General features: G+C 35.0%; 13 protein-coding genes, 1 tRNA gene and 1 pseudogene. 13 read left to right on the forward strand and 2 right to left on the reverse strand.

Annotation, left to right across the window (positions count from 1 at the left end):
* From K5Q12_RS02700 to K5Q12_RS02760, 13 genes and pseudogenes are all read left to right on the forward strand, one after another.
* Positions 1-553, forward strand: a 553-nt coding sequence (locus K5Q12_RS02700; protein ID WP_220742186.1) for a CAP domain-containing protein, incomplete at its 5' end; no start/stop codon positions are given.
* Between the two features lie 71 nt (positions 554-624).
* Positions 625-1,875 carry a peptidoglycan bridge formation glycyltransferase FemA/FemB family protein gene (locus K5Q12_RS02705; protein ID WP_220742187.1) on the forward strand — a complete coding sequence of 417 codons (1,251 nt, stop codon included), beginning with the start codon at positions 625-627 and terminating at the stop codon, positions 1,873-1,875.
* 92 nt (positions 1,876-1,967) lie between these two features.
* Positions 1,968-3,182 (forward strand): LCP family glycopolymer transferase, encoded by a 1,215-nt coding sequence (locus tag K5Q12_RS02710; RefSeq protein ID WP_220742188.1) that lies wholly within the window; start codon positions 1,968-1,970, stop codon positions 3,180-3,182.
* A gap of 120 nt (positions 3,183-3,302) precedes the next feature.
* Positions 3,303-4,300, forward strand: a pseudogene (locus tag K5Q12_RS02715) (phosphatase PAP2 family protein).
* 305 nt (positions 4,301-4,605) lie between these two features.
* The gene (locus tag K5Q12_RS02720; protein WP_220742189.1) at positions 4,606-5,538 is read left to right on the forward strand and encodes a Ppx/GppA family phosphatase; all 933 of its coding nucleotides are present in this window, start codon (positions 4,606-4,608) and stop codon (positions 5,536-5,538) included.
* Positions 5,519-6,739 carry a hydroxymethylglutaryl-CoA reductase, degradative gene (locus K5Q12_RS02725; protein ID WP_220742190.1) on the forward strand — a complete coding sequence of 407 codons (1,221 nt, stop codon included), beginning with the start codon at positions 5,519-5,521 and terminating at the stop codon, positions 6,737-6,739. The genes K5Q12_RS02720 and K5Q12_RS02725 overlap by 20 nt, the downstream gene beginning before the upstream one ends.
* Positions 6,729-7,685 (forward strand): nitrate ABC transporter ATPase, encoded by a 957-nt coding sequence (locus K5Q12_RS02730; RefSeq protein WP_220742191.1) that lies wholly within the window; start codon positions 6,729-6,731, stop codon positions 7,683-7,685. Before K5Q12_RS02725 ends, K5Q12_RS02730 begins: the two co-directional genes overlap by 11 nt.
* 1 nt (position 7,686) lies before the next feature.
* A complete protein-coding gene (locus K5Q12_RS02735; protein WP_220742192.1) occupies positions 7,687-8,388 on the forward strand; it encodes an NAD-dependent protein deacylase in 702 nt (233 codons plus the stop codon).
* A gap of 72 nt (positions 8,389-8,460) precedes the next feature.
* A complete protein-coding gene (locus K5Q12_RS02740; protein WP_220742193.1) occupies positions 8,461-9,366 on the forward strand; it encodes a cation diffusion facilitator family transporter in 906 nt (301 codons plus the stop codon).
* Positions 9,367-9,725: 359 nt separating this feature from the next.
* A complete protein-coding gene (locus K5Q12_RS02745; protein ID WP_220742194.1) occupies positions 9,726-11,123 on the forward strand; it encodes an Nramp family divalent metal transporter in 1,398 nt (465 codons plus the stop codon).
* A 31-nt stretch (positions 11,124-11,154) separates the two neighbouring features.
* Positions 11,155-11,625: a universal stress protein gene (locus K5Q12_RS02750; protein WP_220742195.1), complete on the forward strand. Its 471-nt coding sequence runs from the start codon at positions 11,155-11,157 to the stop codon at positions 11,623-11,625.
* 306 nt (positions 11,626-11,931) lie between these two features.
* The gene (locus K5Q12_RS02755; protein ID WP_220742196.1) at positions 11,932-12,231 is read left to right on the forward strand and encodes an ArsR/SmtB family transcription factor; all 300 of its coding nucleotides are present in this window, start codon (positions 11,932-11,934) and stop codon (positions 12,229-12,231) included.
* A gap of 76 nt (positions 12,232-12,307) precedes the next feature.
* Positions 12,308-12,391 (forward strand) — tRNA-Leu (locus K5Q12_RS02760).
* Positions 12,392-12,422: 31 nt separating this feature from the next.
* Here the strand turns inward: K5Q12_RS02760 and K5Q12_RS02765 are convergent.
* Both K5Q12_RS02765 and K5Q12_RS02770 read right to left on the reverse strand, forming a co-directional pair.
* Positions 12,423-13,583: a DUF2075 domain-containing protein gene (locus K5Q12_RS02765; protein WP_220742197.1), complete on the reverse strand. Its 1,161-nt coding sequence runs from the start codon at positions 13,581-13,583 to the stop codon at positions 12,423-12,425.
* 126 nt (positions 13,584-13,709) lie between these two features.
* Positions 13,710-13,919 carry a hypothetical protein gene (locus tag K5Q12_RS02770; RefSeq protein ID WP_220742198.1) on the reverse strand — a complete coding sequence of 70 codons (210 nt, stop codon included), beginning with the start codon at positions 13,917-13,919 and terminating at the stop codon, positions 13,710-13,712.
* Positions 13,920-13,935: the final 16 nt, after the last annotated feature.

Raw genomic sequence — 13,935 nt, forward strand, 5'->3', positions numbered from 1 at the left:
AGCACAACCTGCAGCAGCGTCAGCACAACCTGCAGCAGCGTCAGCACAACCTGCAGCAGCGTCAGCACAACCTGCAGCAGCGTCAGCACAACCTGCAGCAGCATCAGCACAACCTGCAGCAGCATCAGCACAACCTGCAGCAGCATCAGCACAACCTGCAGCAGCGTCAGCACAACCTGTAGCAGCATCAGCACAACCTGTAGCTAATTCGACAGCACAAGCTCTGTTGAATTCTTTGAATGCAAAGCGCGCATCATTGGGATTGGCACCTGTATCTTTGGACTCAGGATTGACAAATCAGGCGCAGTCACGTGCAAATAATGCTGTTGCTAATGGTGGTTTACCAACAAATCATTTCCAAACTAATGGTGAAGTTGTTGCTATTGGTTTGGGTGTTGGATCAGTGGTTGATGCTTGGTATAATGAAACAAATATGATGACTAATGGTACTCCTGGCCACCGCATGTGGGTTGCAAACCCAAACGCAACTTCAGTTGGTTTCGGTGTTGTTGGTGGTACAATTGTTGCAGAATCAAATGTTGGACAATATTAATAATAATAATTTTTAAAACGTCCTCGGGGCGTTTTTTTTGTATAATAATAAATAGAGGATAACAATCGAAAATGCGACGATTTACAGAATTATCACCAGAAGAATACGAGCAATTTGAATTGAATCACAGTATGGGCTCGTATACTCAGTCTGCTAAGCAGTATGAGTTATTAAGCACTCGTGGTAGAAATCCTATTTTAATTGGCGTTAAAGACGATAATACTATTGTTGCTGCAGCGCTTATTACAACAGAAAAAACGAAATTTGGTTCTGTTTTTTTATTTGATAGAGGGCCATTAATTGATTTTTCTGATGATTCTTTAGTTAGTTACTTTGTAAATTCATGTGTACAGTTTGCAAAAAAACATGGTGTTTTATATATAGAGTGGGTTCCTAATGTCAGTTATCAATTAACTGATAATAAAGGTGTTACGCAAAAAATTGTCAATGAAGAGCTAATTGCTAAATTAGAAAAATATAACTTCCAACATCAGCCCTTTAGTTTCGGTATGTCAACAAATGGCTCACCTACTTGGGAATATCAAAAGAAGTTAACTGGTATTGTAGATAACGCTGAGTTAACGAAGAGTTATACCAAAAATGTACAGTATTATTTGAAGAAAAATCAGCAGTTTGGTATTCAACTTAGGCAATTAAAGCGTTCAGAACTATCTGAATTTAAAAAATTAACCCAAAAAACAGCTGATAGATTACATTATCATGATAAAAGTTTGGCGTTTTACGAAGATGTTTACGATATATATGGAGAAGATGCCACATTTATTTTTGCTGAACTAGATTTTGAGACGTATATTAATTCAGAACAAACTAAGCGTGATAATTTAATAACAAAGTTGGTTAATATACAACATAAAATTGATAAATATCCCTTACAAAATAAATTTAAACGACAGTATCAAGAATTTGAAGATCAAAAAAATCATCATGATAGTCGAATAGCAAAAGCAACTCAACAATATGAGAAGGCTAGGAAAAGAAAAGTTGTTGTAGCTGGTGCTTTATTTATTAAGCAACCACAAGAGATAACGTATCTTTATTCTGGGACATACGAAGAATATATGGATTATTACGGTCCGTATCAAATTCAAGATACAATGATTCGTTCAGCTATGACAGAAAATATTCCTATATATAATTTTTACGGTATATCCGGATTGTTTGATGGTTCAGATGGTGTATTAGGATTTAAAACAGCTTTTAATGGTTATGCTAGACAATTGATTGGTAGCTTTATCCTACCAGTCAATCCAATCAAATATAAAGCGTATAGACTATTAAAAAAATTATCTGGACGTGCTTAAAATTTGTTTTAAAAACTAGTCTGAGGGTGTACGATCGTATATTAGAGTATCATTTTTAATGGTATAATAGTTCATACCAAATGGGGGCAAGCATGAATAACCAAGATTTGAGTCGCACTTCAAGACGTCAACAGATACACAATAGTATGAATTCACAACAACTTAATTCAAATGTTTCAGGGAATATGGGGGGGCCTAAGCCACCTAAAAAAAGAAGAAAACGTAAATTAAGAATTTGGCGCATTGTGATTGTAATTGTTTTGTTGTGCTCTATTATTGGTGCAATTGTGTTTGCAACTATATTAAATAATGTACATCAGTCGATTAATAAGATGCAGCGTAGTGCCAATGTCACGAAGGCACGGAATGTTTCTGAGGTGTTGAAATCTGGGAAACCTTTCTCTATGTTAGTGTTAGGTACAGATACCGGCGCTTTGAAGCGAGACCGTACAGGATTAACAGACTCTATGATGTTAATTACAGTTAATCCTAAAACTAAAACGACAACTATGATGTCAATACCGCGTGATATTATGATGTCTATTGTTGGTGCTGAAAATACATTTCCTCAAAAATTAAATGCGGCTTTTCCGATAGCTGGGGTTGGCGCATCTATGATGACATTACAGAATTACTTAAATGTGCCAATTGATTTTTATGTATTAGTTAATATGGGTGGATTAGAAAAATTGATTGATCAAGTTGGCGGTGTAAATGTTTCTTCGCCACTTACCTTTACCTATACACCAGAAGCAGATACCACACCAGCGACATACAAGTTTTTTAAAGGTCAGGAAAAATTTGAATATGCTAAAGACGGTAAGAACTTTAAGTCCTATACTACTATGAATGGTGATGCTGCTTTATCATTTTCTCGTATGCGCTATGATGATCCTCAGGGTGACTATGGTCGTCAATACCGTCAACGTCTTGTTTTGAAAGCATTGTTGGAAAAATCAGCCAGCATTTCGACATTGATGAATGCTAATTTTATGAATTCGATTTCAACAAACGTTGAAACTGATATGAATTATAATCAGATTATGCAACTGGCTAAAAAATACATGCCAGCAACCAAGAATCAAGTTTCAGACCATATGCAAGGTGTCGGTGACATGTATGAGGGGGTTAGTTATCAAATGGTGCCTGAAAAAGAAAAGCAACGTGTTACCAACAAGTTGAGACAATCATTAGAACTATCAAGTAAAAAGACTGGCACGCAGTTTGGTAGTGAGGTTCCCGTTGGATCTTCAGGTATAGCACAAAATAATTTAAATGTAATTAATGAAATATTAGATGCACAGTAAAAATGTAAAAAGCTGATTGGAAACAATCAGCTTTTTACATTTTCTTGATGAAACATTGACGTAATATCCACAATGATTATTTACAATGAAACTATAGAAAAGGAAACGGAGTATTATGTTATGCAGTTTACAGGGGATGTCAGTAATCGTCAGAGTAATTGGAGCTTTGGCGTTAACCAAAAACATAGTGTCTTTAAAACAACGAGTATTGAAAAAAAGTAGTTTTTTCACTTTTAGGAATTGGGATTGTATCATTATTGACTGCAACTTTTTTTGATAAAAATGTGACACAAGCGGTTATGAACCAGAATTCAATATTCGGGAATATTTTTCAAAACTATGCTGATCAGGGGGCGCAAGTAGTAGCTTTTGTTTGTTCAGAAGTAATGGCTTGGTACATTTGGCGACGTGTGTCAGATAATTTTATTAAGTATATTATGACAGGTGGAATGCTTGTCTTTGCATTTAATCAATCATTATCTCTACTTCAAAATGCACTTAGTTATACATTTTCCATGTTAAATAATATTTCAAAGGGGATACCAATGGGTGTAGCAAATAATACTGCTGCAGTTCAAAACTACCCAGAATTATTGCGTTGGACACTAGCTGCGATTATAACATTAGTCTTATCCACTTTATTTGCACGCTGGATTAATCAAAAAAGTGATGCTGATTTAAATTATTTAGTGACTGTTGCAGTTGTTGGATTGGTTACGGTGTTTATTGCACAAACAATGATTGGTGAAGTGAAAACACTTTGGGGAAGGTTTCGACCATATGAAATGACAACAGTTTCTGGGCAAGCATACAGTGAATTTACACCTTGGTATCATATGAATGGTGTTAACGGTCATAATTCCTTTCCCTCGGGACATACGATGTCAGGATGGTTATTTCTATATCTTGCATTGTTTGTTTCACGTCAAAACATTTCTGCTCAAAAGCAAATGACAATTTTCGACATTGCAATGGGCATTTTAACAGCAATGAGCCGTGTCCGTATTGGAGCTCATTGGTTGAGTGATGTCACGGTTTCTTCTATTTTAGTTGGTTTGTTAATTTTTGCAGCAAGCCGTTTGATTGGGGCTCATTTCGTAGAATCAAAAAATTTGTAAATTAGTAATCGTTCATTAATGCTTTACGGAGAAATAGCGATGCAAGCAGGGAAATTCCTGAATTTATGATTAAAGTAAACATATTATTTCGATGACTTGCGGTGCGTTGGTCACTTCTTCTGACGTTAGTATTGCAAAGCATTGAGAAGGCTGGCATCTGTGAGGATGTCATTTTTTGTTAATGAGGTGTTTTAATAAGCATGGTGTTATGATGAAAAATGAATATAATATCATATGTTTCAATGCCGATGGCTATCTTTTTTGTTATACTTATATTTAATAAATAATATTTTTAGGGTATTGGGATGGATTATTTAGCAATTGTTGATTTAGGTAGTAACTCAGCGCGTATGGTTGTTGAAGAGTTGAACAGTGATGGCACTTATAAAGAAATCATTCGTGAAAAGGAAGATACACGTATTGCTCAGAATATGGGTGATGATAAGATTCTACAGGAAGAACCTATAAGAAGAACAATAGCTGCTTTGAAAAGGTTTCAACAGCAGTATAAGAAATATACTCCGAGAGTAAGAGCTATAACTACTGCAGCTGTTCGTGTTGCTACAAATCAGGATGTGTTTTTAAATCGTGTAAAAAATGAGCTGAATATACAATTTCAAGTACTCACAGGCGATGAAGAAGCCTATTATGATTATTTAGGTGTTGTCTCAACACTTGACATAAAAGATGCAATCATTTTAGATACAGGGGGCGCATCAATTGAACTGATTTTAGTAGAAAATGGTCGAAATAAAGAAGCAGTTAGTTTGCCCTTTGGTGCAGTTACATTATCAGAAGACTATAATTTAGCCAATAATGTGACACAAACCGATATTGAATCAGCTTGTAAGCATATTTTAATGCAATATCAGAAATTAAACTGGCTTCAAAATATTCACAACTTACCGGTAATACTATTAGGTGGTGCAAACAGGTCACTGGCACGTATGGGGCGTACCATCTTAAAAGAAAATGAAGTCAATGATATTCATGGGTTTGAAATGCCTATAGCTATAGTGACAGACATATTTAGTGGTCTGAGACATATGACTCGATTAGAACGTGAAAATCTTGCGGGACTCGAGACCTCGCGTGCTGACATCATCATTAGTGGGCTGCTACCATTACTTAATTTGATGAACTTTATTCACGCACCCAAAGTAGTTTTTTCAGAAAGCGGTGTTCGTGAAGGATTAATTGCGGAAATGATGATAAAAGATGATAAAAAAATATTATGAAATGACGCCAGATGAACGTTTGGCGTCTTTAAATTTACTAGAGCAAGACAAGCAATATCTACATAATCATCAAGATAGTATTCATGAACAGTTAGTTGAAAATTATATTTCAGATTTAAATGTCCCAATAGGTATTTTGAAAGATATACAACTGAACGGTAAATCATACAATGTGCCAATGGCAATTGAGGAGCCTAGTGTGATTGCAGCGGCCAATTATGGTGCAAAGTTATTAAAAACTGGTGGTGGCATTAAAGCTACCTTATCAAGTCCAACAGTAATGATTGGGCAAATCATGTTTAAAAATATTGATTTTGAAGAAATTAATATCTTTGTAAAAAGCAATCAAGTACAATTATTCAAAACGGCGCAAATGGCTAAACCTAGTATTTATAAACGCGGTGGTGGTTTAAAGTCAGTTCATGCAAGACAAGTTTCTAAAAAGCAAGTTAGTATAGATTTCATGATTGACACTAAAGATGCTATGGGGGCTAATATTGTCAATACGATATTGGAAGCTGAGTTAGTACTGTTTAATATGTATGAATCAAATATTGTGGGAGCGATTTTATCAAACTATGCCACAGCACAAGTAGTCACCATAACAGGTAGTGTGGCGATACCGGCAGTTGGTGGTAAACAAGCCGCTCAAAAAATTGTAGAATTAAGTGAGTTTGGACAAAATGATTGCTATAGGGCAACAACAGAGAATAAAGGGACTTTTAATGGCATTAGCGCAGTGGTTTTAGCTACGGGCAATGATTGGCGCGCAGTAGAGGCAGGAGGTCATGCATATGCAAGTAGGCATGGTAAATATCAATCGCTGACTTCATGGCATATAGATGGGAACTTATTAGTGGGAACGTTAAAACTACCAATATCAGTTGGTATAGTTGGTGGGGCAATTTCAGCGATGCCACAGTCACAAATCAATTTGGCTATTTGTAATATTGACTCGGCTGATGAATTAAGATCTGTAATTGGTGCAGTTGGATTGGCACAAAATTTAGCAGCTTTAAAAGCAATTGCAAATGGTGGCATTCAACGAGGACACATGCGTATGCAGTATCGTGCATTGGCTTTACAAATTGGGGCTAATAAAAATGAAATACCAGAGTTGGTTAGTAAATTAGTTGCGGAAGCGTACGTTGATGAATCAATTGCTAAAATGAAATTAATGGAGCTTAGAAATGAAACATAAAGTAGAAAATTTACTAGAACAAGTGAATGCGATATACCCGGGAACAGTGATGACAAGAGTAGCTGGTAAAGGGGATGGACGGTTACATGTGGATCGTGTTTCCCAAGAAGCATTTGGTGATCGGTTGTTGATAGAGTTGGCTGAAGATACAGAAAGTGACTTTTTGTTTGCCAATGAATTGTTGAAAATGTTATTAACGTTAAATGGTATAACACCACAAATATTTTTTTCGTTGACGTTTCAAGATGAAAAATTAGATCAACAGTTGATTCAAATTGCCGCAAGAATGCACCGTAGTGTGATACATGCGATAACTTACCGCGAATTAAGAAAACAAGATGTTTTAACAGAATTAACTGGCAAAGCTTATTTGAGCGGTGTGATGTCAGAATTATCTCCTGAAACCGGAGACATTGATGATGAAATTTTATGGCGATTATTAATGTTGGTTGATGCATTAATTTTTGCAGATGCTGGTGACTTTGACTTTAATGAACTTGCTGATGTATATCCATTAGCTTATACAGCAGCAAAAGAATTAGTGGCACCTATTTTATTAGCTGATTTGAAGCAGCCAAGACATGTTCGTCGACAAGTAGTTAATCTGTTTTCATCAATAGATAGTGTGATGGAAAAATGGGGAAAACCAACAATTAATGCTAAAGAATACGTCGCACTAACTAGTGTATTTTCTAATCGTCAACTCAATCAATCAATCAGTCAAGTATTTAGAATATATCATTCTGAAATGTTTGATTTTCAAACACACAAAACAGCCTATGTGGGTCTGAATAAAGTGGACGGGCAAAACAGTTTTATCATAACTAAACCTGAGAATCAGGATTCAGCAACATTTTTTAAAGACCTGTATCAAATGAAAGTCGGAGATTTTTTCCAAAAAGTGGCACTACCATATATTGTTAGAGGAACGGAAGAAGGAAAATAAGATGATGACATCAGGATTGCAGCAAAAAATTAACGAAGCAGAACATATTATTTTTTTAACAGGGGCTGGCGTTTCAACTGCATCGGGTATTCCTGATTATCGTTCAAAAAATGGTATATATAATGGACAAACATTACGTCCTGAATATTTATTATCTTTAACTGCTTTTTTAAAAGAACCACTCAAGCAGTATCAATTTATGATTGATAATATGTATTTTCCAGATGCACAGCCTAATATTATTCATGAAAAAATGGCAACGTTAACACAACTGAATCGTGCCAAAATAATAACGCAAAATGTTGATGACTTACATGTTAAAGCTAATACTAAAATATCAAATTTAATTCGATTTCATGGTTCTTTATATGACATATACTCACCAACGGACAATAAAAAATATAAAGTTGATGATTATTTGAAAAGCCCTTTAGATCAAGAAAACAATTATTTAAGACCTAAAATCACTTTTTATGAAGAAATGCCATTTGACATCGAAAAATCCGTGTCATGGATAAAACAATCAGACTTGGTAATTATTGTCGGGACTAGTTTTCAAGTGTATCCATTTGCAGGATTACTAAACTATGTGCAACAGTCGGTTCCAGTTGTAGCTATTAATTTGGAATTTATTCAGACACCTTTTAAGGTTGAACAAATTATTGGTGATGCTGTTGATGTTTTTCAATCACTAAAAATTTAAGCTTAAGGCTTTTTTAACTTATATATATGAAAAAAAATTCATGTGTGATATAGTGAAGTTGGAGGGAAAAACATGGAACAAGTAAAAATGAAACAAACACCTTATATTATAGGTATTGTGTTAAATCTTATTTTTGTCCTAACTGAATTAATTTTTGCAAGACTAGCACATTCAACAGCACTATTTGCTGATGCCTTTCATAATTTGAGTGACGTTTTGGCTTTGGTGATTGCGTGGTTAGCTGTTATTGCATTTGGTTTAAAAGCAACTAAAAAGCATACATATGGTTGGCATAATGTTTCTATTTTGGCAAGTCTATTCAATACAATTTTATTGATGTTTGCAGTAATTACAATTTTTTATGAAGGGATTAGAGATATTATTATGCCGCCACTAGTTCATACAAACGGTATGATGGTGACAATAGTTGCCGCCATTGGTATTGGGATCAATTTTTTCACTGCCATGTTGTTTAAGGTTAGTGGTGCACCAGATGAACATGGGCATCATCAGGAACAGGATTTAAATGCTAAAACAGCCTACATTCATTTATTAGCAGATGCAGGTGTGTCTGTAGGTGTTATCATTGCTGGTCTTTTGATTAAATTTACAGGTATTATGGTAATTGATGCCATTGTTTCGATGATTATAGGGATAATCATTTTAGTGACATCTTGGCCAGTTATGGCTTCAACAATTACAATGGCAGTTAATGGCGTACCAGAATCAATTGATGAAGAAGCTATTTTAAAGTACCTTAGTCATCATGATGGGGTAAAAAAATTACATGATTTACACATTTGGCCACTTTCAACAACTGAAACAGCGCTTACGGTTCACTTATCTGTTGCAGACAATGTAGATATTGAAGAATTACTGGAAGACATCACGACAGTTCTCCGCCATGATTTTGATATTCATCATGTCACAATCCAAATTGAAACTAAAATATTTGATCAACCTTGTAATATTATTTAAATTATTACCTAAATTTAATTTTTTAATAAAGTAGATTAAAAGACTTTAGATGTATAAATATATTTATCATTTAATAAAAAACAACGGGATACTTAAGGAAGATAAGTGATTCTTTCTTTTTTTTTAGTTGACGTATAATTTAAAACGTGTAATATGTAATATGTATTAGAGTAGGATAATCGAGTTAGATACCTTTCATAAGCTTTCAACATTGTTGAATGAAATCCTTTATGAAAATTATTTAGCATTCTAATACGTGTTTAGCTCACCATTAAGTAGCTGATAAAAGTGAATACTAAATACGTATTTGAATCAATTCGTTTTATTTGCTCTGAAGAGAAATCTAAAGGAGAATTAGAATGCAAGATTCTAACAGTGTTAAACCAAAAAATCATCTGCTAGAAAAGGCAGATGACACTTTGAGCTTGAGCGATGTTAACGGCTCAATTGAAGCACCTAAAGATGGGTCTTTTTGGCGTAAATTACTAGCTTTTTCAGGACCAGGAGCCTTGGTTGCTGTAGGCTATATGGATCCAGGTAACTGGGTTACCTCAGTAGGTGGTGGTGCACAGTACCACTACGTTTTGTTGTCAATTGTTTTAATTTCATCATTGATTGCAATGATGTTGCAATACATGGCTGGTAAGTTGGGTATTGTAAGACAGGAAGATTTGGCTCAAGCTACACGTGCACGTACCAGCAAAAAAGGTGGCTTCGTACTTTGGATAGTTACAGAGTTAGCCTTAATGGCAACAGATATTGCTGAAGTTGTGGGTGGCGCTATTGCTTTGCACTTGCTATTTGGCTGGTCAATGATTGCATCCGTCTTGACAACAGCATTTGATGTTATCTTGTTATTGCTGTTAATGAGATTTGGTTTCCGCAAGATTGAAGCTATTGTTATGACATTAATCATCACAATTTTGGTTATATTTGCTTACTTAGTTGCACTATCAAACCCTGATATTGTTGATTTGTTTGGCGGTTATTTGCCACAATTACAAGCAGTTTCTCCTCATGGACCTAAAGGAGTGGATTCACCGCTTCTAATGTCACTTGGTATTATTGGTGCTACAGTAATGCCCCACAACTTATATCTACATTCATCAATTGCGCAAACTCGTAAAGTTGATCGTAAAAATGCTAACGAATTGAAAGAAGCTGTCAAATTAATGACATGGGATTCAAATATTCAACTTTCATTAGCATTTGTGATTAATTCTTTGTTGTTAATTTTAGGCGCAGCATTATTCTTTGGACATGGTGATCAGATTGGTACATTCGGATCAATGTATGATGCACTTAATAATAAAGAAATAGCTGGCGCTGTTGCATCACCTGTATTATCAACATTGTTTGCTGTAGCATTGTTAGCATCAGGTCAAAACTCAACAATCACGGGTACACTAACTGGTGAAATTATCATGGAAGGTTTCATCCACATGAGAATTCCGATGTGGCTACGTCGTGTTGTAACACGTGGATTAGCATTGATTCCTGTTGTTATATTTACATTAGCTTATGGTGGTTCAGAGGATAAGTTAGATCAATTACTTGTATATTCACAGGTATTCTTATCAATTGCTTTGCCATTTGCCATGGCACCATTAATTTACTTTACATCATCAAAAAAGATTATGGGTGAGTACGCCAATCCAGCTTGGATGACGGTTCTTGCTTGGATAACTTTTATCGTCTTAACAGGGTTGAATATCCAAATCATTATTAACTTAGCTCAGCAAATGATGGGCGCTTAAGTAAAGAATTAATACTTAGAGGAGAGATAATATGAGTGAATTAAACTTAAACATCGAACCGATTCAATTTAAGCGTGTCTTAGTTGGTGTCGATGAATCTGAACAAGGGTATGTTGCTTTGGCTAATGCCATTCATCAAGCAAGCGAGGATGAAGCTGAATTAATTATTGCTTCTGTTTTGGAAATGGGAGATTTATCAGCAATTGATGCGTTACACCTAGATGCTATTAAAGAACGTAGAGCTGAAATAGAAGCTAACCTTGAAAAATATAAAGCGTATGCTGAATCTAAAGGAGCTGAAAACGTAACGACGATATTTGGTGATGGCGCAAAAGCCGGAGAAACGTTGTTGCAAGATATTGTGCCAAAGGTCGATGCTGATCTCATAATTGTTGGTGCACATTCACGTGAGGGCTTTTGGGAATCACTTGGATCACAAGCAGCATATATTGCACGCCACGCAAAAATTTCTTCAATGGTTGCGCGTAGGCCAATTCGATAAGATATTAATAGTTAAAGCACGAAACTCCGATAAACTATCCTGTTTATCGGGGCTTTTTATTTTTAAGAGAGTTTTTAGAAGAGAATATTGAGAGGATTATTAGGAAAAGTAGCCATGGGGTTTCGTGCGCTAATGATAGCTCATTAGCAAATTATGTCATATGCATTTTCCTGCCTTTCCAAAACGCGTCGTTGTTTGAGATGACTTGTTTTATTCTTGAGTAAAATATAACGTAGTAATATTAAATCAGTATAAAAAACTAGCATTTAAAAAAATAATTTTTGAAATGCTGTTATAATATTCATCATGAAGACTAAAACGATTGAAGAGTTAGAACAAATATTTAAAATTTTGGGTAATAAACAACGCTTGACGATTTTAGAATTGTTGAAATCAAATTCTTTGTCAGTCAGCGAGATTATGAATTTATTAAACATGGAACAGTCAGCTGTCTCGCATCAACTTAAATTGTTACGAGAAGCAAAATTGGTTCAAACAGTTAAACGAGGTAGGGTAGTTTTATATTCATTAAGCGATTCACACATATTAATTCTACTAGAAAATGCCTCGAAGCACGTTGATCATGCATTTAATTCAAATGAATGAAAATAATTTAGAAACGCTTGACCGTATCAATATAATTTGATATTATAATATAGTTGTTTACTTAAATAACTTATATGCCGTTGTGGCGGAATTGGCAGACGCGCTGGACTCAAAATCCAGTGGTGGCAACACCGTGTGGGTTCGACTCCCACCGACGGCATAAAAAAAGCACACTATACAGTGTGCTTTTTTTATGCCTGTGTTTGTAGTAATCGGTTCCGTAATTCGTCGTCATAGGCTGTTAAGTACAAACCGTACTTACCTCGTTTGATTAAAACATTTAAAACATTAGCTATAAATGCTTGATATTCTTTTGATGACAATTGTATATCTGATCGTTTTTTAAATATCTCTTTATGAGAATACTTTTCCGGTATAATTGTTAGACAATCTTTTTGTTTATTATAGCCAAAAGAAGGGCCAATAATCATGCCTACATAATTCAAATCAAAACCTTGTAACGTATAGATTGTACCAACTTGTGAAATAGATGATTCTCTCTTCGCCCAATGTGTGCGTTGTGGATCCCATTCATCCCAAGGTAATGAAAAATTGTCCATTTCAACATTGTGACGACCGTCAATTCTAGGGAACCCCGATGTAGCCACGACACGGCTTAATCCGACATCGCTATTTTTTTCTTTGATTTTTTCATATAATGCTGCGGCAGTTGGGAAAACTTTGAAATCAAACTGACTATTAGTAGGGAACTTGTTTATACGGTGTTGGCTAGTTAGGTTATCTATCCAGTCTATTTGCTCATTACTAGCAATCATCCTATACTGAAAATTCATGTTATATTCACGATAAGGGTGTCCGGCTATTGTTTGATAAAGTAATGATTTTGTCCAATACATTTTAGATTGAAAAACTTGGTTGAAATCATAAACGACCACAACAACTTTGGACAAAGACATTAGATCCGTTAATTGATTGTTGCCGCGATAATGAGCATACGGTTCTGATTTAGAATACAGTAAGTGAGCTTCATCCACAAAAATAACATCATATTTGCGATTATTTTTGTTGGCATCATTAATTAGTGCAGTTGGGCGACGAATAGATTTAGTATTGAGTCCAGGGAAATCTTTTGCCATATCTTGATAAGCTTTATACAACTCAGGATGGTTAACGACAAGGGCAGAATTAAATGATTTATTGGTCATAAAACTTTTAACCAATTGCATTAATACGACAGACTTTCCTGTCCCTGCAGCACCTTCAATAATCGCAACCGAATGATTGTCATCCTTGATACCTTGATGAATGTACTGATTAATATCATGAATAACGTTAGTTTGATCTTGAGAAAGATTATCCAATAGAAATTGTTCTTTTAAGATTTGATTCATCTTTTTTCTCCAAATTATTGTCTATGTTTATTATTTTAACATGAGTTTTAACGTACATATTTTTCCAAAATGATTTCTTTTGAAAATAAAAAAGCCTAAAAATATAGGCTTTTACTTTAAAATCAATTATTTTGACCAACCGTTTGTTTGAAAATCAGTTAAGATACGGTTGAATTCTAAATTGCGCTCTTCGTTTGACAATTGATAGGCATAACGGAAATCGTGCCACAATCTTTGGACACGTTCTGGAACATTTTTAAATGAGGTGTCGCCAGTTTCACTAGCGTAAACTTCTCGTCCCCATTCTGTAATGATGTTATATGCCAATCCAGTCATAATAATGATTACCTTT

Source organism: Leuconostoc palmae, assembly GCF_019656075.1.
GTDB lineage: Bacteria > Bacillota > Bacilli > Lactobacillales > Lactobacillaceae > Leuconostoc > Leuconostoc palmae.